Consider the following 20,209-nt stretch of genomic DNA (forward strand, 5'->3'; position numbering starts at 1 on the left):
GATTCCCAGCATGGGCATATACTTTCTTGCCATGCTCACGCTGGACGGCTATCTGCTCGCCTCGCGCCGGCCGCGGTTCAGTCTGAGCTTCGACACCTACGACACCTGGTGCCTGTTGCTGCCGCGGAGCGGCTCCTTCAGCTTCGAGATCCGCGGCGAGCGCGGAGTCGCGAGGTTCGGCGACATCGTCGTCTGCCCGCCGGGCGGAACGCTGCACCGCCGGATGAAGTCCCCGACCTCGTTCTTCCATGCGCGCTTCAGCACCGACCTCGAACCGCCGGCCGGATGCAGCCGGGTGCAGGATCTCGCGCGCCTCCGCACCAATCTCTCGATGCTCGACAGTCATAGCGACCTGGTGGTCGCGCACGTCGTCACGGACCTCATCCTGATGATGCAGCGCCAGACTGTCCCCGGGGACAAGGTGGTGCGGAGTGCGACGACGTTCATCCTCGACCACTTCATCTCGCCGGACTTCTCGCTCGGCGAACTGGCGGCGGCCCTCGGCATCAGCCCGTCACAGCTCACCCGCCGCTTCCAGGCCGTCCACGGCGTCACACCGATCGCCTACCTCAGAGGCGTCCGGCTGCAGAAGGCCCGCGAGCTACTGACCGCGACCGACGAGACGTTGCAGGCCATCGCCGAACGCAGCGGATACCGGAGCGCCTTCTACCTCAGCCGCGTCTTCACCAACCACACCGGCCAATCGCCCTCGGCGTACCGCCGGTCCAGCCGCGTCTAGACGGGCCTGGTGGTTGCGCGCACCACCAGGTCCGGGTCGGTGATGATCTCCTGCGGCGGATCGCGGTCCTCGCAGATCGCGAGGCCGAGTGCGGCCGACGCGAGCCGGTCGGCGTTCTGGGCGATGGTCGTCAGCCGGATGTGATCCAGGCGCGACGGCGTGGAGTCGTCGTACCCGATGATCGAGAGCTCCGGAGAGCGGCGCGCATGCAGGAGGCCGATTCCACACGCATCGTTGAAGGCGGCAACGGCCGTGACGTCGAGTGGTAGCTCGCGAGCGGCTGTTGCCCCGGCCGACTCGGTCAGGCCGCCGGGGACGACGAGTGGCTCGAGGCCGGCGCGGCGCATCGTCCGGACGTAGGAGGTACGACGTTCGGCCGCGCCGGGCGCCCGGGCTCCGTCGACATGAGCGATCCGGGTGTGGCCCAGCGACAACAAATGCTCCACGGCCAGACGCGAGCCGGCCGCGTCGTCCGTGCGTACGACGTGAACGCCGGCGGACCGGACTTTGCGAGCGACGACGACCGTCGGCTGCGCCTCGGCGAGAGCGGCCAACGCGGACGGCGATGAGGTCGGACCGAGAAGTACGAGCGACTCGCAGCGGTAATCCAGCAGGGACTGGACCGCGACCGCCTCACCCCGAGAACCGGTGACCGCGCTCAACGTCAGGTCGTAGCCGAGCGTCTCGGCCGCCGGGTAGAGCGCCTCGACCAGGTCGCCGTGGAAGGGATGACGAACGTCGAACGCCACGCCGATCAGCCGCGTGTGCTGACGCCCGAGCAGCCGGGCCCGGTGGTCCGGGCGGTACCCGAGCTCGTCGCCGGCCGCGAACACGCGGGCCCGCGTCTCGTCGCTCGCCCCCGGCACGTCGCGATAGACGATCGAGACGAGCGCCCGGGACACACCGGCACGCGCGGCCACGTCCTCCATCGTCGGTCGGTGGTTCATCTCGGCGATTCTCCCAGGGTCTTGACCAGGACCATCAAAGCAGTGTTCGCTAGCGATGACTAGAGCGCTCTAGTCCTTGCCGGCGAAGGGGTTGAGGATGCGCACTGACCACGGACTGCCGCTGGTGCGGCTCGGGCTGATCGGGGCCGGGCGGATCGGCACCATGCATGCGGGCAACATCGCCCGGCACGTGCCCGGTGCCGAGTTGGCCGCGATCGCCGACGCCCGGCCCGAGGCGGCGGAGAAGCTCGCGGCGCGGTACGGCACCGCGGTCCAGGACGTGGAGAGCCTGCTGAAGGACGTCGACGGCGTGGTGATCACCTCGATCGCCGCCGCCCACGTGGACCTCATCCAGCGTGCTGCCGCTGCCGGCAAGCCGGTCTGGTGCGAGAAGCCCGCCTCGTTGACGCTCGAGGAGATCGACCAGGCGATCGGCGCGACCGAGGCCGCCGGCGTCGCCTTCCAGGTCGGCTTCAACCGGCGGTTCGCCAAGGACTTCGCCGCGGCGCGCCGGACCATCGAAGGTGGCGGGATCGGTACGCCGCAGCTGATGCGGTCGATCACCCGCGACCCCGGGCCGGCTGCTCTGCGGGCCGGCGTCCCGTTGTGGACGATCTTCCGCGAGACGCTCATCCACGACTTCGACACCCTGCTCTGGCTCAATCCCGGCGCCCGGCCGGTCGAGGTGTTCACGAAGGCGGATGCGCTGGTGGCCCCGCAGTACAAGGCCGACGGGCTGCTCGACACCGCGGTCGTGCTGATCACGTTCGACAACGGCGCGATCGCGACCGCGGAGGCGAACTTCTCCGCGCTCTACGGCTACGACGTCCGGGGCGAGGTGTTCGGCAGCAAGGGCATGGTCGTCGCCGGCGGGCTGCCGAGCAGCCCGATGGTGCATTACGACGCGACTGGCTTGCATCAGCAGACGTTGCGCAGTGACGAGGAGATGTTCCACGACGCGTACGTGCAGGAGCTCTCCGACTTCGCCGACGTCGTGCGCGGGAACGGCGTACCTCCGGTCACCGGACACGATGCGCGGAACGCGTTGCAGGTCGCGCTGGCGGCGATGCGGTCGTACGAGGAGAACCGTCCGGTGCGGATCGAGGAGCTCGGATGAGGCTGGCCGTCTGTGCCGAGATGGTGTTCACCGAGCTGCCCTTCGCCGAGCGTGTGGAGCGGATCCACGCGGCCGGCTTCGACGTCGAGCTGTGGAACTGGACCACCAAGGACCTGGCCGAGCTGAAGAAGACCGGTGCGGTCTTCTCGTCGATGACCGGGTACGTCGGTGGCTCGCTGACCCACGAGCAGGACCGGCTGCTGGAGACCGCGGAGCAGTCCGTCCACGTCGCCCTGGAGCTCGGGTGTCCACGGCTCAACCTGCACGGGACGGAGCTCAACGATCGAGGGCTGCCCGTCGTACCGGCGTACCAGGTGACCGGCGAGATGTGGCTGACGGCAGCGCGGACGCTGGAGCGGTTGGCGAAGCTCGGCGAGCGGTACGGCGTGATGTTCGTGCTGGAGAACCTCAACGCCGAGGTCGACCATCCCGGTGTGCCGTTCGGGAAGGCCGCCGACACGCTCGCGCTGGTCGAGGCCGTCGATCACCCGAACCTGAAGTTGATGCTGGACCTGTACCACGCGCAGATCGGCGAAGGGAATCTGATCGAGCTGCTCCGCAAGGCGTTCCCGCAGCTCGGTGAGATCCAGGTGGCCGACGTACCGGGCCGGTGTGAGCCGGGGACCGGCGAGATCAACTACCCCGCGATCGCGGCGGCCCTGCGTGAGTTGGGGTATGACGGCACGGTTGGGCTGGAAGCGTTCGCCGCCACCGACAGTGAGCTCGCGCTGCGCCGTTTCCGCGAGGCGTTCACAAACGGAGGGATCTGATCAAATCCGGGTGGTGGCTCGACGGAATCGGGCCGAGGCCGCAGGATGTGCGCATGAGCACCGTCCAGGTCCGGGTCGACCGGAACAGCCGTACGCCGTTGCACGTGCAGTTGGCGCAGCAGCTCGAAGCGGCGATCCAGGGCGGTGAGCTGCCGGTCGGGTCCCGGCTCAGCAACGAGGTCGACCTCGCCGAGGCGTACGGGCTGAGCCGGCCGACGGTGCGGCAGGCGATCGCACGCCTGGTCGACCAGGGCCTGCTGGTGCGCAAGCGCGGCGTCGGCACCCAGGTCGTCGGGAACTCCGGACAGGTGCGGCGCTCTCTCGAGCTCACCAGCCTGTACGACGACCTGGCCGCGGCGCATCGCAAGCCGGAGACCGAAGTACTGCGCTTCGGCATCGCTCCGGCGACCGCGGAGGTCGCGACCGCGTTGCAGTGTGAGCTGGGCGACCGAGTGCTCCGGCTGGAGCGCCTGCGCCGGGCGGACGGCGAGCCGCTGGCCCTGATGCGGAACTGGCTCCCGCCGGACCTTCTGGAGACCGACCCGGCCACGCTGGCCGAGCGCGGGCTCTACCAGCTGCTGCGGGCCGAGGGCGTGCGGCTGAAGGTGGCGCACCAGACGATCTCCGCCATCCCCGCCTCACTCGAGCAGGCTCGCCTGCTGTCGGAGGAGCCGGGCTCACCTCTCCTGGCGACCACCCGGATCACGTACGACGACCACGGCCAGCCGGTCGAGTACGGCTCCCACCTCTACCGCGCGAGCCGCTACTCGTTCGAGCACACACTCGTCCATCGCTGATCTTGCAACAAGCTGCAATTTCGTGGACCTCGCCGTGAGCCGGCGGATACGCTCGGTGAGCCTTTCGCATGCCACCGTTGTCCACAGGGCGCCGGATGCGAGTGGCGCCGGGTGCCCCACGGTTGAAAGGATGGTCGCGCATGGTGACCGCGTGGTCGCCAGACGGGACACACACGGGGAGACCGATGACAGCCGACAGACTTGCCGCGCGCCGGTCGGGCTGGGACGGCGCGGTCGAGCTGATCGACGCGCAGGTGCGCGATGTGGTCCGCCGGGAGGGCATCGATCCGCTCCGTGACCCGGGCGCGGTGAACGCGATCGTCGCCACCGTGGTCCGGGAGTACGACGAGCGCAGCCTGACGGGCGTCGTCCCGCCGATCGGTGACCTGGAGGCGGTCAGCCGGGAGGTCCACGACCGGGTCGCCGGCTTCGGCCCCCTCCAGCGGTATCTGGACGACCCGGCGGTCGAGGAGATCTGGATCAACGAGCCGAGCCGGGTGTTCATCGCCCGCGAGGGCCGGCACGAGCTGACCACGACGGTGCTGACCGAGGAAGAGGTCAGCGACCTGGTCGAGCGGATGCTGAAGACGACCGGCCGGCGGATCGACGTGTCCCAGCCCTTCACCGACGCGCGGCTGCCGGACGGGAGCCGGGTGCACATCGTGCTCGGCGGCATCACCCAGCGGTACGCGGCGATCAACATCCGCAAGTTCACCGTGCGCGCGACCCGGCTGACCGACCTGGTCGCGCTCGGCTCGCTGACGCCGCACGCGGGCGCGGTGCTGGAGGCAGCGGTCGCGGTCGGGCTGAACATCCTGGTCTCCGGCGGCACCCAGGCGGGCAAGACCACGATGCTGAACGCGCTGGCCGGCTCGATCCCGGGCAGCGAGCGGGTGATCAGCTGCGAGGAGGTCTTCGAGATCAAGCTGCCGATCCCCGACTGGGTGTCGATGCAGACGCGGCAGGCGGGTCTCGAGGGCACCGGCGAGGTGCGGCTGCGCGACCTGGTCAAGGAGTCGCTGCGGATGCGTCCGTCACGGCTGATCGTCGGCGAGGTGCGTGGTGAGGAGTGCCTGGATCTCCTGCTGGCGCTGAACAGTGGACTCCCGGGCATGTGCACCATCCATGCGAACTCGGCGCGTGAGGCGCTGACGAAGATGTGCACCCTGCCACTGCTCGCCGGGGAGAACATCGGCTCCCGGTTCGTGCTGCCGACGGTGGCCGGTTGCGTGGACGTCGTCGTCCACCTCGGGATCGGGCCGGACGGGCAGCGGCGGGTGCGCGAGATCGTCGGGGTCAGCGGGCGGATCGAGGAGCAGACGATCGAGACCGAGACGCTGTTCACCACGATCGACGGGACGCTGCGCCGGGCCGAGGGCCACCTGCCACATCCCGAGCGGTTCCTCCAGGCCGGGTACAACGTGGCCGGGCTGCTCACCGAGCTGCCGCGCGGGGTGGGCTGATGGGACTCCTGCTCGGGCTGTTCTTCGGGATCGGGTTGCTGCTGATCATTGCGACGTTCGTGGCGCCCGACGACGAGGCGGTCACGGAGGGCCGGCTGATCACCCGAAGCCGCGAGCTGCTCGCGAGCGCGGGGATCGAAGGTGTGACACCGGGCGGGTTCATCGGGGCCTGCGTGCTGACCGGTCTCGTCGGGTTCGTGGCGATGTTTCTGGTGTCCGGGGCGTGGCCGGTGGGTGTGGTGTTCGGCCTGATGGCCGGTGGGTTGCCGATCGCGGTGCTGCGCAGCCGGGCGCGGAAGCGGCTGGCGGAGTTCCGGGAGTTGTGGCCGGACGTGGTCGACAACATCGCGTCGGCGGTCCGGGCCGGGCTGTCGCTGTCCGAGGCGCTGGCGCAGGTGGGTGAGCGCGGACCGCTGCCGTTGCGGGAGCCGTTCCGCCGGTTCGGCTCGGACTACGCGTCGACGGGACGGTTCGCGGAGTCGCTGGACCGGTTGAAGGCGCGGCTCGCGGATCCGGTCGGCGATCGGGTGGTCGAGGCGTTGCGGATCGCCCGCGAGGTCGGTGGTGGCGACCTCGGCCGGCTGCTGCGCTCGTTGTCGACGTTCCTGCGCGACGACGCCCGGACCAGGTCCGAGCTCGAGTCGCGGCAGTCGTGGTCGGTCAACGGTGCCCGCGTCGCCGTGGCCGCGCCCTGGCTGGTGCTGGCGTTGCTGTCCTTCCAGGGCGATGTGATCCAGCGCTGGGCGCGCTCATCATCGGTGCGGGTGCGGTCGTCTGCGTGATCGCGTACCGGTTGATGCTGCGGATCGGACGGTTGCCCGAGCCCGAGCGGGTGTTGCGATGAGCCCGCTGCTGATGGGCGGTCTGGTCGGCGCGGTGTTCGGCGCCGGCCTGCTGATCGTCGTACGGCGCTTGCCGTTCCTGCGGAAGCCGACGGCCGACGAGCGGATCTCGCCGTACCTGCGCGATCTCGGTGGGCCCGAGGTGTTCGTCGGCGTGGTGGACTCGAGTTCGCCGTTCTACGCGATCCTGCGGATGTTCGGGCCGTCGCTGCGGGCGGGGGCCCGACGGTTGGAGCGGCTGCTCGGCGGGTCGGCCTCGATCCGGCGGCGGCTGGCGCGGGCGGGGCTGGAGCGGACGATGGAGGAGTTCCGGATCGAGCAGTTGCTGTGGGGGACCGTTGCCTTCGGCGCCGGTCTGTTCGCCTCGGCGGTGGCGCTCTCGCTCGGCAAGGGCAACCCGTTCGGGATGCTGGTGTTCTGCAGTCTGCTCGGGGTCCTCGGAGTGCTTGCCCGGGACACCTATCTGAGCTCGCAGGTGCGCAGTCGCGAGCGCCGGCTGCTGATCGAGCTGCCGACCGTGGCCGAGTTGCTGGCGTTGTCGGTGGCGGCCGGTGAGGGCCCGGCCGCGGCCCTCGACCGGGTGGCGCGGTCGTGCCGGGGTGAGCTGGCCGAGGAGCTGAAACGTGTCCTGGGTGAGACCAGGGCGGGGGAGACACTGGTCCGCGCGCTGGACGCGCTCGCGGACCGCACGGGGTTGCTGGCGCTGTCGCGGTTCGCGGACGGGCTAGCGGTGGCGCTGGAACGCGGCACCCCGCTGGCCGACGTGCTGCGGGCGCAGGCCGGTGACATCCGTGAGGCGGGGCGGCGCGAGCTGATCGAGTCCGGCGCGCGCCGCGAGGTCGCCATGATGATCCCGGTGATCTTTCTGGTGTTGCCGGTGACCATCGCCTTCGCCTTCTATCCGGGCGCTGTTGGAATCCGGCTGATCGCCGGATGAACCTAGGAGAGGTCATGTCCCTGCTACTGACGAGAGTGTTCCTGGCGGTGCTGCTGAAGCCGCGCCCGGCGCGGCGGGAACGCGGCGACGTGCCCGGCTGGGTGCTGATCACCGTGATGACCGCCGGCTTGGTCGTCGCGATCTGGCAACTGGCCGGCACCCAGCTCAAGCAGATGCTCCAAGACGCCCTGGACTCCGTCGGCAACAAGTGAAGCTCCTGGCACCCCGGCTGCGGGGGGAGCGTGGTTCGGCGGTCGTCGACTTCGTCCTGGTGTCGACGCTCGTCGTGCCGTTGTTTCTGGGGATCCTGCAGGTGGGCCTGTATCTGTACGTGCGCAACACGGTGACGGCCGCGGCATCGGAGGGCGCGCACTACGCGGCCGTGCTGAACCGGGAGCCGGCCGACGGGGAAGCGCGCACGCGGGAACTGGTGGACGGCGTGGTGAAGGACCGGTTGATCGACTCGGTGTCGGCCGCGGAGACCGACGTCGACGGGCAGCCGGGGGTGGAGGTCGTCGTCAAGGCCCACATGCCGCCACTCGGCTTGTGGGGTCCTGGAATCTCCTTCAGCGTCGAAGGCCACGCGGTGAAGGAGACGGGGGAATGAGCCGCCGGCGTGATGAGCGCGGGAGTGCGGTGGTGGAGTTCTCCTGGCTGGCGATCCTGCTGATGGTCCCGCTGGTGTACGTGATGCTCGCGGTGTTCGACGTCCAGGCGGCCTCGTACGGCGCGACCGCGGCGACCCGGGCGGCGGGACGCGCGTTCGTGATCGTGCCGGCCGGGTTGTCGGAGGACGAGGCGCGGGCGCGGGCGTTCGAAGCCGCGCGGCTGGCGATGAAGGACCAGGGATTGGAGCTGAGCCCTGACCAGCTCACGATCACCTGCAGCCCCGCGTGCCTCGAGCCCGGCTCGACCGTGACGGTCACCCTCGACACCGAAGTACGCCTGCCGTTGATCCCGGACGCCCTCGGTGGCGAGCCGCCCGCGATCCACGTCAGCGCCTCCCACACCGAGCCGTACGGCGACTATCGCGAAGCCAAGGGCAACGGATGAGGCGCCGGGACGAGCAGGGTCAGATGACCGTCCTGATCATCGGGTTCACCGCGATCATCCTGCTGATGATCGTGGTGGTCACCGATATCTCGAAGGTGTTCCTGGTCCGCCGGGATCTGGATGCGACCGCGGATGGCGCCGTCCTGGCCGCGGCGAACGGGCTGGCGGCGATCTACGCGCAACCGGCCGCGGACGGGAACGCGGCGCTCGACCCGGACGAGGCGCGCCGGCTGACCGCGGAGTACCTGGACCAAGTTGCCGCGAGCAACAGATTCGACGGGCTGGACTGGTCCGCGGACGTCGCCGGTACGACGGTGACCGTGCGCCTCACGTCGACCGTCGACCTTCCGTTCGAGCCGCCCGGTTGGCAGGGCTCGGCGGACATCGCCTCGGAGGCCGCGGCCGTCGTGCCGATCCGGTGAGATCAGCTGAAGAGGCCCGGGTTGTCGGTCAGCCAGGTGGTGAAGGTGCGGGCCGAGTGGCCGGTGAGGAGCTCGACACCGGGCTCGACGGGCTGCGGGAGGCCGACGCGAGAGGCCCAGTAGGCGAGCAGCGTCTCGCGCTGGCCGGCGTCGCGCATCTGTAGCTCGGCCCGGGCCTGGTCGGCGGTGAGATCGACGGCCTCGATCGGTACGCCGGTCACCCGGGTGACGAGCTCGATCTGGTGGCGCCGGGTCATGGACTCCGGGCCGGTCAGTGGATAGCCGCGACCGTCGTGGCCGTTGCCCGGACCGTCGAGGAGCACCCGGAGCGCGGCGTCGGCGATGTCCTGCTCGTGGATGGGAGCTTCTTCGGCGTCGAGGTACGGCAGCCGGATCTGGCCGGTCGCGCGGACCTGGTAGGCCCAGAACGTCGCGTTACTCATGAAGGCGCCGGGCTGCAGCCGGGTGGTCGCATAGGAGCCGCTGGCGATGACGTGCTCGGTCTTCGCGTGCGGGTCGTCGAGACCGCCGAGCGAGGACAGCGAGGAGAGCAGCACGACCTGCTTCACCCCGGCGGCTTCGGCGGCCGCGACGAACACGGGTGCCGACGCCGGGTCGGAGTAGAGGAAGACCTGGCTGACGCCGTCCAGGGCGGGTGCCGGGTCGGCTGCGTCGTACCCGACGACGGTGATGCCGGGGGCGGCGGGGACGGCGGAGGGTTCGCGGGAGGCGACGCGGACGTCGTGGCCGGCGACGGTCAGGCCGGTGGTGACGGCGCGGGCGATCGTGCCGCGGCCGCCGGTGACGAGGATCGTCATTGGATAGACTCCAAAGATGTAGTGACTACAAGATTGGATGAAGTACAGCAGATGCCCTACGCTCTGTCCAATGGAGAGCGGGCGGCGGGAGCGGAAGAAGCGGCAGACCCGGCAGGCGATCTCGGATGTCGCGACGACGCTGTTCCTCGAGCGCGGCTTCGACGCGGTGACCGTGGCGGAGGTCGCGCGCGCCGCCGATGTCGCCGTCCAGACGGTGTTCAACCACTTCCCGGCCAAGGAAGACCTGTTCTTCGACGAGCAGGGGTGGTGGCGGGGCCCGGCGCGGGCGATCCGGGAGGCGCCGGCCGGGGCGGATCCGGTGGAAGTGCTGGCGGCGAGCTACCTGGCCGGGATCCGGGAGCGGCTCGAAGCCGGCCATCTGGCGACCTGGAAGCAGTTCACCCGGACGATCGAGGACAGCGCCGCGCTGCGGGCCCGTCGCCGGCTGAACGTGGCGGAGATGGAGACGCTGCTCACCGCCGCGCTCGACGAACGCCACCCCGAGCACCTGCGGAACCGGTTGATCGCCGCCCAGTTCGCGGCCGCGTTGAAGGTGCTGGAGGAAGAACTGCTGCGCCTGCTGCCCGGCGAACCGACCGCGGCCGAGCTCGAACACGTGCACACCGAGCTCGGGAAAGCCGCCACCTACGTCTTCGGCGTACTGCGCAAAGGTCTCGGTTTACCGGCAACGACCGCGTAGCGGGTACGCTGCTTGGTTGTGGCTGGACTGGATTTTGACGCGGAGCTCAAGCAGCTCGACGCGACGCTGACCTCGATCGAGAAGGTGCTCGATCTCGATGCTCTGCGCCGTGAGATCGCCGACCTCGGGGAGCAGGTGGCGGCGCCGGACCTGTGGGACGACCAGGCGAACGCGCAGAAGGTGACATCGCGGCTGTCCAGCCTGCAGGCCGACGTCGAGCGGGTGACCGCGCTGCGCAGCCGGGTCGACGACCTCGGCGTCCTGGTCGAGCTCGGCCGCGAGGAGAACGACGCGGACAGCATGGCCGAGGCGGAGAAGGAGCTCGGCTCGCTGGCCAAGGCGATCCAGTCCCTCGAGGTCCGCACGCTGCTCTCGGGTGAGTACGACGAGCGCGAGGCCCTCGTCACGATCCGTTCCGGCGCGGGCGGCGTGGACGCGGCCGACTTCGCCGAGATGCTGCAGCGGATGTACCTGCGCTGGGCCGAGCGGCACGGCTATCCGACCGAGGTCTACGACACGTCGTACGCCGAAGAGGCCGGGATCAAGTCGACCACCTTCGGGGTCAAGGCGCCGTACGCGTACGGCACGTTGAGTGTGGAGTCGGGCACGCACCGGCTGGTCCGGATCTCGCCGTTCGACAACCAGGGCCGCCGGCAGACCTCGTTCGCCGCGGTCGAGGTGGTCCCGGTGCTCGAGCAGACCGACGAGATCGACGTACCGGAGGAAGAGCTGCGGATCGACGTGTACCGCTCGTCCGGCCCGGGTGGTCAGAGCGTCAACACCACCGACTCCGCCGTCCGGATCACGCACATCCCGACCGGCACCGTGGTCTCCTGCCAGAACGAGAAGTCCCAGCTGCAGAACAAGGCCAGCGCGATGGTCATCCTGAAGGCGAAGCTGCTGGCGCTGAAGAAGGCCGAGGAACGGGCCCAGATCGACGCGCTGCGCGGGGACGTGCAGGGCTCGTGGGGCGACCAGATGCGGTCGTACGTCCTGCACCCGTACCAGATGGTGAAGGACCTGCGGACGCAGTACGAGTCCGGGAACACGTCCGGTGTCTTCGACGGCGAGATCGACGACTTCATCGAGGCCGGCATCCGCTGGCGCCGCACCGGCCAGACGGTTGCCGAACAGAACTGACCTCCGCGCCGACTGCGGTAGCTGCTTCGGCCTCTGCTGTGTCGCGCTGACGTTCGCGAAGTCGGCGGACTTCGCTCTGGACAAGCCCGCGGGTGAGGCCTGCCCGAATCTCAGCCAGGACTTCCGCTGCACGATTCACAGCAAGCTGCGTATGGCGGGCTTCCCCGGGTGCACGGTCTACGACTGCTTCGGCGCCGGCCAGGAGATCTCCCGGCGGGCCGGCACGAGCTGGCGGGAGCAGCCGGGACAGCAGATGTTCGCGGCCCTGCCGATCCTGCGTCAGCTGCACGAGCTGCTCTGGTATCTCACGGAAGCCCTTGATTACCAGGCGTTCGAGCCCGAGCTGCGTGCGGCGATCGACCGGGTCGAGAGCGTGAGCCGTACGGCGGATCTCACGACCGTCGACGTGATCGCGGAGCGGGCCGCGGTGAACGAGTTGCTGCTGAAGATCAGTGGGCTCGTCCGCGGCAAGCAGAGTAAGAAGAAGGAGCGCCGCGGCGCGGACCTGATCGGCGCCCGCCTCCGCGGCGCGGACCTCGCGAAGGCCAACCTGCGTGGCGCTTACCTGATCGCGGCCGACCTTCGCGACGCCGACCTCCGCCAGGCGGATCTGATCGGCGCGGACCTCCGCGACGCGGATCTGCGCGGCGCCGACCTGACGGGCGCGTTGTTCCTCACCCAGTCCCAGGTCAACGCCGCGCGTGGTGACCGGTTCACCAAGCTGCCGGACGCTGTTAGCCGCCCATCACACTGGAGCGCGAGCGCAGTTGATGCGTGACCGGAGTCATCAGCAGTGACACTGCGGTGATGGCCAGCGCTACCGCGGCGAGTGCCTTGCCCTGGCCCCACGACGTGCCCGCCAGCGCGAGGTACGCCGTACCGACCGTGGCCGCGCCGAGTGCGAGACAGGTCTGCTGGCTGGTGAGCAGGATGCCACTGCCCAGGCCGGCCTGGGTGGGCGGGACCTGACTGAGCACCACTCCGATCAGCGGCACCATGACGAGACCGGAGCCGAAGCCCGCGACCAGCATCGGTACGGCGAGCTTCCACGGGTCCACGTCCGGCCACAGGGTGAGGGCGACGACCGCGAGCAGGGCGTAGCCGACGGCCTGGATGATCCAGCCGCGCAGGATCAGGCCGGCGCCGTACCGCACCTGCAGGCGGGGGCCGTAGATCGAGGTGATGAGGAACCCGACCGCCATCGGCAGCAGGCTCAGACCGCCTTCCAGTGGGGACATGTGCGCCTCGCCCTGCGTGGCGAGCGCGAAGACGAACATGAAGCCGCCGAATGTGGTGAAGAACGCCACCGCGAGCAGGAGGCCGATCCGCATCGCTTTGAGCCGCAGGACGGTCGGTGGGATCAGCGGGGCCTGGCCGGACCGCTCGGAGCGGTGCTGATGCACGCCGAGCACCGCTACGGCCGGGATGGTGGCGGCGAGGCAGAGCCAGGTCCACAGCGGCCAGCCGAGTGGGCGTCCCTCGGTGAGCGGCAGAAGCAGGAGCACCAGGGTCAGTGCGAGCAGGGCGGCGCCGATGAGGTCCACGCGCTGGGCCTTGTCGGCCTTGGTCTCCGGGAGCAGCCGGATGGCGGCCGCTACGGCCAGGACGCCGACTGGGACGTTGACCAGGAACACGGCCCGCCAGCCGAGGTCGAAGACGTTGGCCTCGACCAGTACGCCGCCCAGGATCTGGCCGAGCGCGGCCGCGGCACCGCCGGCCACACCGAACATCGCCATCGCGCGGGCGCGGTGTTCGCCGGTGAGCAGGCTGGAGATCGACGCGAGGACCTGCGGGGTCATCGCGGCGGCCGCGGCGCCCTGGACGACGCGGGCGGCCAGGAGTACGCCGATGGTCGGTGCGATGGCGCAGATCAGCGACATCACGGTGAAGCCGGTGAGGCCGATCAGGAACAGGCGCTTGCGCCCGAAGCCGTCGCCGAGCCGGCCGCCGACCACGAGCAGGGTCGCGTTGGCGATCCCGTAGCTGCCGACGACGAGCTGAAGCTCACCGGAGCTCGCCTGCAGGTCGGATCCGATCGCGGGCAGCGCGACGTTGATGATGAAGAAGGAAAGCATCGGCAGGAACGCACCGAACAACAAGGTAGTCAAAGCCACCGTCCCCAACGGCGAGCCGGCGCCCCGCGGGTGCGCGGCGGGGGTGTCACGGGCGGTGGCAGCAGGAGTATCACGGGCGGTGGCAGCTTGGAGCTGGTCAGTCATACCTCCACCCTGCGCGCACTCCCAGCCTGGTGGTGAGAGCCTACTTATCCAGGTATTCCCACCACCTGGAACCAGGCTCCACCACCCCCCATGATGGACCCATGACCACCCTCCCAGCCCCCACCGACACTCCAGCCCACGACGCTTCGCGCCGCGCGGGTGCCGAGGAGGAGCGCATCACCATCACCGCAGCTGCTCCACCCACTGCCCCTGCCGCGGCGGTCCCGGGCGGTGGCGCGGGAAGGGGGAGCGGCGGCGGGAGTTGGGGGTGTTTTTGCGGAGTCGGCGGGAGCGGATTCAGCCGGAGGAGGTTGGGTTCGCGCCGGGTGGGCGGCGGCGGACGCCGGGGCTGCGGCGGGAAGAGGTGGCGTTGCTCGCGGGGGTGGGCGTCACTTGGTACACCTGGCTCGAGCAGGGGCGCAACATCAACGTGTCGGCGCAGGTCCTGGAGTCGGTGGCGAACACACTGCGGCTCGACCGGCTGGAGCGCGACCACCTCTACACCCTGGCCGGTCTCCCACTCGGCCCTGTCCACGGCGAGTGCACGGTGCTGCCCGCGTCGATCCAGAAGATGCTCGACACGGTCTCGCCGTACCCGGCGCTCGTACTGAACGCCCGCTACGACATCCTCGCGTTCAACGACGCGTACTGCGACGTCATCCTCGACCTGCGCGCGATCCCGGTCGAGGAGCGCAACATCCTCTGGCTGACCTTCGTGTCGAAGGAATGGCGCTGCAGCTTCACGGAGTCGGAGTCGATGCAGCACCACATGGTCGCCGCCTACCGCGCCGCGCTGGCCGATCATCTGGGCGAGCCGTTGTGGCAGGACCTGACCCAGCGGCTGCTGGCCAGTTCCCCGGTGTTCGCGGAGTTGTGGGAGCGGTACGACGTCGCCGCGCCGAGCACCCGGATCAAGGTGCTGGAGAACGCGAAGGTCGGCCTCCTGCGGATCGAGCCGGCGATCATGTGGCTGACCCGCGCCGGCCAACTCCGCGCCAACATCTACACCGCCGCAGACGAAGCCACCGAAGCCAAACTCCGAATCCTCGTCCCCTCCAGCTGAAAGGCCGGGGTGACGAGCCCAACTTGGGGGCGGGTTGGCTGGCCGCTGACGGGCCGGCTGAGGGGCGGTCAGCCGGCCTCCTACTGCGTCGGGGCCGGGATGAAAGGGTGGTTAGGAAGGTTTCCTAATAGTTCACGTGAACCTAACGGTCACTGCGGAACGCTGTCAACCGGTCGCGCAAGGTGATCAGATTCGATCAGGCGGTGTCGCGGTCGGGCCAGGCGGCTTTCAGCGTCTGCAGGGTGACCGAGATCGCCGGGCGGCGGGAGGTCGTCGTACGCCAGACGGCGTACAGGCGGCGGCTCGGGGCGGGCTGCAGCGGGATCACCACCACGCCGTCGGGGAGCGTGCCGCGGCCGAGCCGCGGGAGCAGGCCGATACCGATGCCGCGGGCAAGCATGGCCAGCTGGGTCTGGTACTCCGCGACTGAGTAGACGACATTCGGCTCGACTCCCGCGCGGCGCATCGTCCGGATCAGCCACTCGTAGCAGACCGATCCGGCCGGCTGGCAGATCCAGCGCTCGCCGACCAGGTCCTCGGCGCGGACGAACTCCTTGCCGGCCAGGCGATGCGTCGCCGGGACCAGCACATCCGCCGGATCCGACCCGAGCTTCACGCGGGACAGGCCCTCCGGCAGGCTCAGTGGGGCGTTGTGCCAGTCGTGCACGACCGCGACGTGGACCTCGCCACGGTTGACCGCGGCAACCGCCTCGAACGGATCGGTCTCGGTGAGACGGATATCGAGGCCCGGATTCTCGTCCATCAGACGACCCAGCGCGTGCGGCAACAATCCCCGGGCGGCGGTCGGGAACGCGGCGATGCTCAGCGTCCCGATCGCCTGTCCGCGTTGCTCTTCCAGCGTCAGCTCGGCGTCCTCGACCAGCTCGAGAATCCGCGACGCGGTCGCCGCCAGCTGCCGGGCCGCGTCGGTCAGCACGATCCCGCGCCCCTGCCGCTCGACCAGCGTGGTCCGCGTCTCCCGCTCCAGCTTGGCCAGCTGCTGCGACACCGCCGACGGCGTGTATCCGAGCACCTCGGCGGCGCGGTTGACCGAGCCGTACTGCGCGACGGCTTGCAGGGCGCGGAGCCGGCCAAGATCCATCATGTAGCACTCCTACATCGAAGGAGGTAGCAATCGGTGCTGGTCCTTAAGTGTAGTCCCGCCGACACTGGACGGCATGAAACCCCGTGACCTGCTGCTCGCCCTGGCCGTCGTCCTCGTCTGGGGAGTGAACTTCGTCGTCATCGAGGTCGGGCTCGAGGACTTCCCGCCGCTGCTGTTCTCGGCGTTGCGGTTCTTCTTCGCCGCGGTGCCCGCGATCTTCCTGCTCGGCAAGCCGCGGGTTGCCTGGCGGTACGTGATCGGCGTCGGTCTCGCGCTCGGGGTGGCGAAGTTCGGCCTGCTGTTCATCGCGATGAAGGGCGGTGTCCCGGCCGGCCTGGCGTCGCTGGTGCTGCAGAGCCAGGTGATCTTCACGGTCGTGTTCGCGATCGTCGTACTGCGCGAGCGTCCGCGGCGGGCGCAGGTGGCCGGCATCGTGATCGCGTGCGCCGGGATGGTGCTGATCATGCTCGACCACGGGCTCTCCGCGCCGCTCGGCGGGCTCGTCCTGGTGATCGCGGCCGGCGCGTGCTGGGGTGTCTCCAACACGATCACCCGGCACGCCAAGCCGCAGGACACGCTGCGCTTCATGATCTGGGTCAGCGCGGTGGCCGTCGTACCGCTGACGCTTCTTTCCCTGGTCACCGAGGGACCGCGGGCGGATCTGGACGCACTGCGCGGGATCCAGCTCACCGGCGTCGGCGCGATCGGCTACCTCGCCTTCGTCGCCACCCTGTTCGGCTTCGGCACCTGGGGCTATCTGCTGCGCCAGTACGACGCCAGCACGGTAGCGCCGTTCTCCCTCTTGGTGCCGATCGTCGCGATGGCCACCGCCTGGCTCGTCCGTGGCGAGGCGGTCGGACTCCAGCAGGCGATCGCGGCGGTCCTGGTGATCGGCGGCATGGCCTGCACCGTGATCCGGCGGCGGCCGCCGCGCCCGACGCGGTCCGGGGAACAGATTCTGACCGAGACTGCCGCCTAGCCCCGATAGGGTTGGCGGCATGGTGCTCGAAGTCGCGTTGTTCGATGTGATCGCCGGCCAGGAGGACGCGTTCGCGGCCGCCTATCTGGAAGCCCGCAAGCAGCTCGAGAACGCGGAGGGCAGCGGAGAGATCCGGATGGTCCGCGGGATCGAGACCTCCACCCGCTTCGTTCTGCAGGTCGAGTGGGAGTCGGTCGCGGCGCACGAGGCGTTCCGCGCGAGTGACGCGTTCGGCGTCTGGCGCGGCCTGATCGGCCCGCACTTCGCCAACCCGCCGCACGTCGAGCACTTCACGGACGTCTGAGCGCATGGCTGGCGACAACGTCGGCCGGCTGACCGCTCGCTGGATCGAGAGCCTCCCCGGCGAGGAGAGCACCGTCGTCTCCGGCCTCGGCGTCCAGCCGCTGCTCGCGATCCTCGCCGAGCTCGCCAACGACCCGGCGCGCAGTGAGCTCGCCGAAGCCGCCGGCGGGCGGTACGACGGTCTCCTGCAGACAACCGAGCTCCGGATGGCCTTGGGACTGTGGACCCGGCCGGAGATCGAGCTGCAGCCGGGGGTCGATCGGTTCCTGCCGCCGGAGGTCCAGGGCACGTTGACCGATCAGGCCGCGCTGGATGCGTGGGTGGTCGAGCGGACCGACGGGCTGTTGCGGCGGATGCCGATCCAGCTGACCCCGGCCGTGCTGCTGGTGCTCGCATCCGCGCTGGCGTTGCAGACCAAGTGGGCCTTGCCGTTCACCGAGTACCCGCGCGGAGATCGTCGCTGGCTGGGGCGGACGGACTACGACCTCTCCAGCGTGCGCGTCCACGAGTCGGAGGCGGGTCCGCTGACCGTGGTGACGGTCGTCGGCACCGGCGAGTTCGACGTACGTCTGGTGGCGGGTGAGGCCGGGCGAGGCGCCGTACTCGTGGCTGCGCTCGAGGTGGACGGGGACGGGGTGAGTGGTTCGGAACTGCTGGCCCGGGAGGCGTCGGCGCCGGCGCTCCAGGTGATCGAGTCGATGTCGCCGACGCCGAGCGTGATCCTGTCGATGCCGTACTTCGAGGTCGACGCGGAACACGATCTGCTCGAGCGTCCCGACGTGTTCGGGCTGCGGACGGCGATGGACCACAGCCGCGGGCACTTCCCGGGGCTGAGTCCGCAGCCGCTCGCGATCGACCAGGCCAAGCAGGCGGTGATGGCCCGCTTCTCGGCCACCGGGTTCGAGGCGGCCGCTGTCACCGCGATGCCGATGGCCGCCGGGTCCGCGCCGATGCCGGGCGGGAAGGCGCTGCTGGTGTCGCTGGAGCATCCGTTCGGGTTCATCGCCGTCCACCGGGCGACCGGCGTACCCGTGGTGGCGGGCTGGGTGAACTACTCGTAGGGGTTGACTGGTGCAGCGACCGGGGTGACCGTCTCGACTGTGAGGGCGGCGACGTCGCCGTCGACACGTTTGGTCGGCTCGGCCCATTGACCGGTCACGGTGACCCACTGGTTCTTCGGTGGCGCCGCCTGGCCGCGAGCCTCGACCATGAACGCCGTACCGTCGGCGACGCAGCAGGTCAGGCCGATGCGGGTCACGTACCAGGTGCCGTTCTTGGCCGGGGTCACGAAGCCGGTCAGCTGGAAAGCGCGGCCCTGCATGCTGTCCTTCTCCCAGACCGCCCAGACGGAGTAGTCCCGTACGGCGAGTGCCACGGGAGCGTTGCCCCGGCTCGCGAGCCAGGCATTGTCCTTGGGAGCCACGGGTTTCGAGGCGACCGGTGACTGGCGCTGGGCCGCGTCCGCCCCGAGGGCCGGCGGGTCGACGACAAGCAGCGCGAAGATCGGGATCAGCAGCAACCAGGCCGCTCTGGGCAGACCGTGATGCCCATGCCCGTCGTCCTGCGTGCGTGTTTCCGCGAGTACGTCGGCCACCGCAAGCACGATGAGGGTCAGACCGGCCGCCAGCAGCATCCACCGCATCCCGGGTTTCACGTACCGCAGATAGGTCCCCGACGTCGCGAGCTGCACCACCGCGGCCCCGACGAACACGATCACCAATCCTGCGACGTTGCGCTTCACAGCAACCACCACCCGACGACGAGACTGGCGAGGACCGCGACCACGAAGGTGGCCGGCGCGAACCGTACGGCGAACTTCGGGCCGAACGTGCCGGTCTGCAACGCGATCAGCTTCACGTCCACGATCGGCCCCACCACCATGAACGCGAGCCGCGCGGTCAGTGAGAACTGCGTCAGGCTCGCCGCCACGAACGCGTCCGCCTCGGAGCAGATCGCCAGCAGTACGGCGAGCAGCCCGAGGATCAGCACGGACAGCAAGAGGTTCCCGGCAACGTGGTCGAGCCAAGCGCGGGGGACCACCACATTGAGCGTGGCCGCCGCCGCGGCGCCGACGACCAGGAACCCACCGGCGTGCAAGAAGTCGTGCAGCATCGCCGACCGGAACACATCGAACTTGCCGGTGCCGTCCGCGTGCCGGTTCTTCGGCAGCTTCAGCCAGGACCCGCCCTTGCCGCTGAGCAGCCACAGCCAGCCCAGGATCATCGAGACCGCGAGAGAGGTCACCGCGCGGGCGACCACCACCTTCGGTTGACCGGGGAACGCGACCGCGGTCGACGCGAGGACGACGGGGTTGATCGCCGGCGCCGACAGCAGGAACGCGATCGCCGCGGCCGGGGTCACGCCACGGTTCATCAACGCCGCCGACACCGGGACCGACGCGCATTCGCAGCCGGGCAGGACGACGCCGGACGCGCTCGCGACCGGTACGGCGAGGGCCGGGTGCTTGGGCAGCGCCTTCGCGAAGAACGACGCCGGGACGAACGCGGTCAGCGCCGCCGACAGCAGGACCCCGAGCACCAGGAACGGCAGCGCCTGCACCGTCACACCGACGAACATCGTCGCCCAGGTCCGGACCCCGTCGTCGGTGAACAGCCCGCTGAAGATCCGGCGCCCGAACAGCGCCGACCCGACCAGCAGGATCAACGTCGCGGTGAAGACGATCGAGGACCCGGAGGACTCCTTCACGGTGCCGGTCGGCGTCGTCATGGGCGGCATCCTGACACAAAGCATTTGCAAATGAAAATCAGCGTCATCCCGGTCGGGGCCGGTGTGGC

At 69.8% G+C, this 20,209-nt stretch carries 24 protein-coding genes; 18 read left to right on the forward strand and 6 right to left on the reverse strand.

Annotated features, from left to right (window positions below):
* The first annotated feature begins 31 nt into the window (after positions 1–31).
* Positions 32–739 (forward strand): helix-turn-helix domain-containing protein, encoded by a 708-nt coding sequence (locus tag ACZ6O0_RS15450; RefSeq protein ID WP_465765524.1) that lies wholly within the window; start codon positions 32–34, stop codon positions 737–739.
* On the opposite strand, the gene ACZ6O0_RS15455 is transcribed toward ACZ6O0_RS15450, so the two are convergent.
* The gene (locus ACZ6O0_RS15455; RefSeq protein WP_465765525.1) at positions 736–1,686 is read right to left on the reverse strand and encodes a LacI family DNA-binding transcriptional regulator; all 951 of its coding nucleotides are present in this window, start codon (positions 1,684–1,686) and stop codon (positions 736–738) included. The two genes, ACZ6O0_RS15450 and ACZ6O0_RS15455, sit on opposite strands and share 4 nt — an antisense overlap.
* 97 nt (positions 1,687–1,783) lie before the next feature.
* Between ACZ6O0_RS15455 and ACZ6O0_RS15460 the strand changes: the two genes are divergently transcribed.
* The 10 genes from ACZ6O0_RS15460 (at position 1,784) to ACZ6O0_RS15505 (ending at position 9,087) form a co-directional block, all read left to right on the forward strand.
* A complete protein-coding gene (locus ACZ6O0_RS15460; protein WP_465765526.1) occupies positions 1,784–2,803 on the forward strand; it encodes a Gfo/Idh/MocA family oxidoreductase in 1,020 nt (339 codons plus the stop codon).
* On the forward strand, positions 2,800–3,573 hold the full coding sequence (locus ACZ6O0_RS15465) for a TIM barrel protein (RefSeq protein ID WP_465765527.1): 774 nt from the start codon (positions 2,800–2,802) through the stop codon (positions 3,571–3,573). The genes ACZ6O0_RS15460 and ACZ6O0_RS15465 overlap by 4 nt, the downstream gene beginning before the upstream one ends.
* 53 nt (positions 3,574–3,626) lie before the next feature.
* Entirely contained in the window at positions 3,627–4,370 is a 744-nt protein-coding gene (locus tag ACZ6O0_RS15470; protein WP_465765528.1) for a GntR family transcriptional regulator, read from the forward strand.
* Positions 4,371–4,555: 185 nt separating this feature from the next.
* Positions 4,556–5,833, forward strand: coding sequence for a CpaF family protein (locus tag ACZ6O0_RS15475; protein ID WP_465765529.1), 1,278 nt, complete (start codon positions 4,556–4,558; stop codon positions 5,831–5,833).
* Complete coding sequence (locus ACZ6O0_RS15480; RefSeq protein ID WP_465765530.1) at positions 5,833–6,615, forward strand: type II secretion system F family protein; 783 nt, start codon at positions 5,833–5,835, stop codon at positions 6,613–6,615. The genes ACZ6O0_RS15475 and ACZ6O0_RS15480 overlap by 1 nt, the downstream gene beginning before the upstream one ends.
* Positions 6,616–6,673: 58 nt before the next feature.
* On the forward strand, positions 6,674–7,612 hold the full coding sequence (locus ACZ6O0_RS15485; RefSeq protein WP_465765531.1) for a type II secretion system F family protein: 939 nt from the start codon (positions 6,674–6,676) through the stop codon (positions 7,610–7,612).
* Positions 7,613–7,626: 14 nt separating this feature from the next.
* On the forward strand, positions 7,627–7,824 hold the full coding sequence (locus ACZ6O0_RS15490; RefSeq protein WP_465765532.1) for a hypothetical protein: 198 nt from the start codon (positions 7,627–7,629) through the stop codon (positions 7,822–7,824).
* On the forward strand, positions 7,821–8,219 hold the full coding sequence (locus ACZ6O0_RS15495; protein ID WP_465765533.1) for a TadE/TadG family type IV pilus assembly protein: 399 nt from the start codon (positions 7,821–7,823) through the stop codon (positions 8,217–8,219). Before ACZ6O0_RS15490 ends, ACZ6O0_RS15495 begins: the two co-directional genes overlap by 4 nt.
* Positions 8,216–8,665 carry a hypothetical protein gene (locus tag ACZ6O0_RS15500; protein ID WP_465765534.1) on the forward strand — a complete coding sequence of 150 codons (450 nt, stop codon included), beginning with the start codon at positions 8,216–8,218 and terminating at the stop codon, positions 8,663–8,665. Before ACZ6O0_RS15495 ends, ACZ6O0_RS15500 begins: the two co-directional genes overlap by 4 nt.
* Before the next feature lie 23 nt (positions 8,666–8,688).
* A complete protein-coding gene (locus ACZ6O0_RS15505) occupies positions 8,689–9,087 on the forward strand; it encodes a pilus assembly protein TadG-related protein (protein WP_465765535.1) in 399 nt (132 codons plus the stop codon).
* A gap of 2 nt (positions 9,088–9,089) precedes the next feature.
* Here ACZ6O0_RS15505 and ACZ6O0_RS15510 read toward each other — a convergent pair whose 3' ends face one another.
* The gene (locus ACZ6O0_RS15510) at positions 9,090–9,905 is read right to left on the reverse strand and encodes an NAD(P)H-binding protein (protein WP_465765536.1); all 816 of its coding nucleotides are present in this window, start codon (positions 9,903–9,905) and stop codon (positions 9,090–9,092) included.
* Positions 9,906–9,975: 70 nt separating this feature from the next.
* On the opposite strand from ACZ6O0_RS15510, the gene ACZ6O0_RS15515 reads away from it, so the two are divergent.
* From ACZ6O0_RS15515 to ACZ6O0_RS15525, 3 genes are read left to right on the forward strand one after another with little or no spacing between them, the layout of a single operon-like run.
* On the forward strand, positions 9,976–10,605 hold the full coding sequence (locus tag ACZ6O0_RS15515; protein ID WP_465765537.1) for a TetR/AcrR family transcriptional regulator: 630 nt from the start codon (positions 9,976–9,978) through the stop codon (positions 10,603–10,605).
* Between the two features lie 18 nt (positions 10,606–10,623).
* On the forward strand, positions 10,624–11,745 hold the full coding sequence (gene prfB / locus ACZ6O0_RS15520; RefSeq protein ID WP_465765538.1) for a peptide chain release factor 2: 1,122 nt from the start codon (positions 10,624–10,626) through the stop codon (positions 11,743–11,745).
* The gene (locus ACZ6O0_RS15525) at positions 11,729–12,523 is read left to right on the forward strand and encodes a pentapeptide repeat-containing protein (RefSeq protein ID WP_465765539.1); all 795 of its coding nucleotides are present in this window, start codon (positions 11,729–11,731) and stop codon (positions 12,521–12,523) included. The genes prfB and ACZ6O0_RS15525 overlap by 17 nt, the downstream gene beginning before the upstream one ends.
* Here the strand turns inward: ACZ6O0_RS15525 and ACZ6O0_RS15530 are convergent.
* The gene (locus ACZ6O0_RS15530; protein ID WP_465765540.1) at positions 12,480–13,964 is read right to left on the reverse strand and encodes an MFS transporter; all 1,485 of its coding nucleotides are present in this window, start codon (positions 13,962–13,964) and stop codon (positions 12,480–12,482) included. The genes ACZ6O0_RS15525 and ACZ6O0_RS15530 overlap by 44 nt on opposite strands.
* Before the next feature lie 268 nt (positions 13,965–14,232).
* On the opposite strand from ACZ6O0_RS15530, the gene ACZ6O0_RS15535 reads away from it, so the two are divergent.
* A complete protein-coding gene (locus tag ACZ6O0_RS15535; protein ID WP_465765541.1) occupies positions 14,233–15,027 on the forward strand; it encodes a helix-turn-helix transcriptional regulator in 795 nt (264 codons plus the stop codon).
* Between the two features lie 196 nt (positions 15,028–15,223).
* Here ACZ6O0_RS15535 and ACZ6O0_RS15540 read toward each other — a convergent pair whose 3' ends face one another.
* Positions 15,224–16,132 (reverse strand): LysR family transcriptional regulator, encoded by a 909-nt coding sequence (locus ACZ6O0_RS15540; RefSeq protein WP_465765542.1) that lies wholly within the window; start codon positions 16,130–16,132, stop codon positions 15,224–15,226.
* Positions 16,133–16,205: 73 nt separating this feature from the next.
* On the opposite strand from ACZ6O0_RS15540, the gene ACZ6O0_RS15545 reads away from it, so the two are divergent.
* The 3 genes from ACZ6O0_RS15545 to ACZ6O0_RS15555 are packed head-to-tail and all read left to right on the forward strand — an operon-like array spanning position 16,206 to position 18,475.
* Positions 16,206–17,111 carry an EamA family transporter gene (locus tag ACZ6O0_RS15545; protein WP_465765543.1) on the forward strand — a complete coding sequence of 302 codons (906 nt, stop codon included), beginning with the start codon at positions 16,206–16,208 and terminating at the stop codon, positions 17,109–17,111.
* Positions 17,112–17,130: 19 nt separating this feature from the next.
* Positions 17,131–17,415 carry an antibiotic biosynthesis monooxygenase family protein gene (locus ACZ6O0_RS15550; RefSeq protein WP_465765544.1) on the forward strand — a complete coding sequence of 95 codons (285 nt, stop codon included), beginning with the start codon at positions 17,131–17,133 and terminating at the stop codon, positions 17,413–17,415.
* Between the two features lie 4 nt (positions 17,416–17,419).
* A complete protein-coding gene (locus ACZ6O0_RS15555) occupies positions 17,420–18,475 on the forward strand; it encodes a serpin family protein (RefSeq protein ID WP_465765545.1) in 1,056 nt (351 codons plus the stop codon).
* Here the strand turns inward: ACZ6O0_RS15555 and ACZ6O0_RS15560 are convergent.
* Positions 18,466–19,155, reverse strand: coding sequence for a TIGR03943 family putative permease subunit (locus tag ACZ6O0_RS15560; protein ID WP_465765546.1), 690 nt, complete (start codon positions 19,153–19,155; stop codon positions 18,466–18,468). The genes ACZ6O0_RS15555 and ACZ6O0_RS15560 overlap by 10 nt on opposite strands.
* The gene (locus ACZ6O0_RS15565; protein ID WP_465765547.1) at positions 19,152–20,141 is read right to left on the reverse strand and encodes a permease; all 990 of its coding nucleotides are present in this window, start codon (positions 20,139–20,141) and stop codon (positions 19,152–19,154) included. The genes ACZ6O0_RS15560 and ACZ6O0_RS15565 overlap by 4 nt, the downstream gene beginning before the upstream one ends.
* Positions 20,142–20,209: the final 68 nt, after the last annotated feature.

This window comes from Kribbella sp. NPDC048837, assembly GCF_055586945.1.

Excerpts from the sequence above, each read along its gene's own strand:
- ACZ6O0_RS15450 (WP_465765524.1), top strand. The coding sequence starts at position 32 with ATGCTCACGCTGGACGGCTATCTGCTCGCCTCGCGCCGGCCGCGGTTC.
- ACZ6O0_RS15455 (WP_465765525.1), bottom strand. The coding sequence starts at position 1,686 with ATGAACCACCGACCGACGATGGAGGACGTGGCCGCGCGTGCCGGTGTG.
- ACZ6O0_RS15460 (WP_465765526.1), top strand. The coding sequence starts at position 1,784 with ATGCGCACTGACCACGGACTGCCGCTGGTGCGGCTCGGGCTGATCGGG.
- ACZ6O0_RS15465 (WP_465765527.1), top strand. The coding sequence starts at position 2,800 with ATGAGGCTGGCCGTCTGTGCCGAGATGGTGTTCACCGAGCTGCCCTTC.
- ACZ6O0_RS15470 (WP_465765528.1), top strand. The coding sequence starts at position 3,627 with ATGAGCACCGTCCAGGTCCGGGTCGACCGGAACAGCCGTACGCCGTTG.
- ACZ6O0_RS15475 (WP_465765529.1), top strand. The coding sequence starts at position 4,556 with ATGACAGCCGACAGACTTGCCGCGCGCCGGTCGGGCTGGGACGGCGCG.
- ACZ6O0_RS15480 (WP_465765530.1), top strand. The coding sequence starts at position 5,833 with ATGGGACTCCTGCTCGGGCTGTTCTTCGGGATCGGGTTGCTGCTGATC.
- ACZ6O0_RS15485 (WP_465765531.1), top strand. The coding sequence starts at position 6,674 with ATGAGCCCGCTGCTGATGGGCGGTCTGGTCGGCGCGGTGTTCGGCGCC.
- ACZ6O0_RS15490 (WP_465765532.1), top strand. The coding sequence starts at position 7,627 with ATGTCCCTGCTACTGACGAGAGTGTTCCTGGCGGTGCTGCTGAAGCCG.
- ACZ6O0_RS15500 (WP_465765534.1), top strand. The coding sequence starts at position 8,216 with ATGAGCCGCCGGCGTGATGAGCGCGGGAGTGCGGTGGTGGAGTTCTCC.
- ACZ6O0_RS15505 (WP_465765535.1), top strand. The coding sequence starts at position 8,689 with ATGACCGTCCTGATCATCGGGTTCACCGCGATCATCCTGCTGATGATC.
- ACZ6O0_RS15510 (WP_465765536.1), bottom strand. The coding sequence starts at position 9,905 with ATGACGATCCTCGTCACCGGCGGCCGCGGCACGATCGCCCGCGCCGTC.
- ACZ6O0_RS15515 (WP_465765537.1), top strand. The coding sequence starts at position 9,976 with ATGGAGAGCGGGCGGCGGGAGCGGAAGAAGCGGCAGACCCGGCAGGCG.
- ACZ6O0_RS15530 (WP_465765540.1), bottom strand. The coding sequence starts at position 13,964 with ATGACTGACCAGCTCCAAGCTGCCACCGCCCGTGATACTCCTGCTGCC.
- ACZ6O0_RS15540 (WP_465765542.1), bottom strand. The coding sequence starts at position 16,132 with ATGATGGATCTTGGCCGGCTCCGCGCCCTGCAAGCCGTCGCGCAGTAC.
- ACZ6O0_RS15545 (WP_465765543.1), top strand. The coding sequence starts at position 16,206 with ATGAAACCCCGTGACCTGCTGCTCGCCCTGGCCGTCGTCCTCGTCTGG.
- ACZ6O0_RS15550 (WP_465765544.1), top strand. The coding sequence starts at position 17,131 with ATGGTGCTCGAAGTCGCGTTGTTCGATGTGATCGCCGGCCAGGAGGAC.
- ACZ6O0_RS15555 (WP_465765545.1), top strand. The coding sequence starts at position 17,420 with ATGGCTGGCGACAACGTCGGCCGGCTGACCGCTCGCTGGATCGAGAGC.
- ACZ6O0_RS15565 (WP_465765547.1), bottom strand. The coding sequence starts at position 20,141 with ATGACGACGCCGACCGGCACCGTGAAGGAGTCCTCCGGGTCCTCGATC.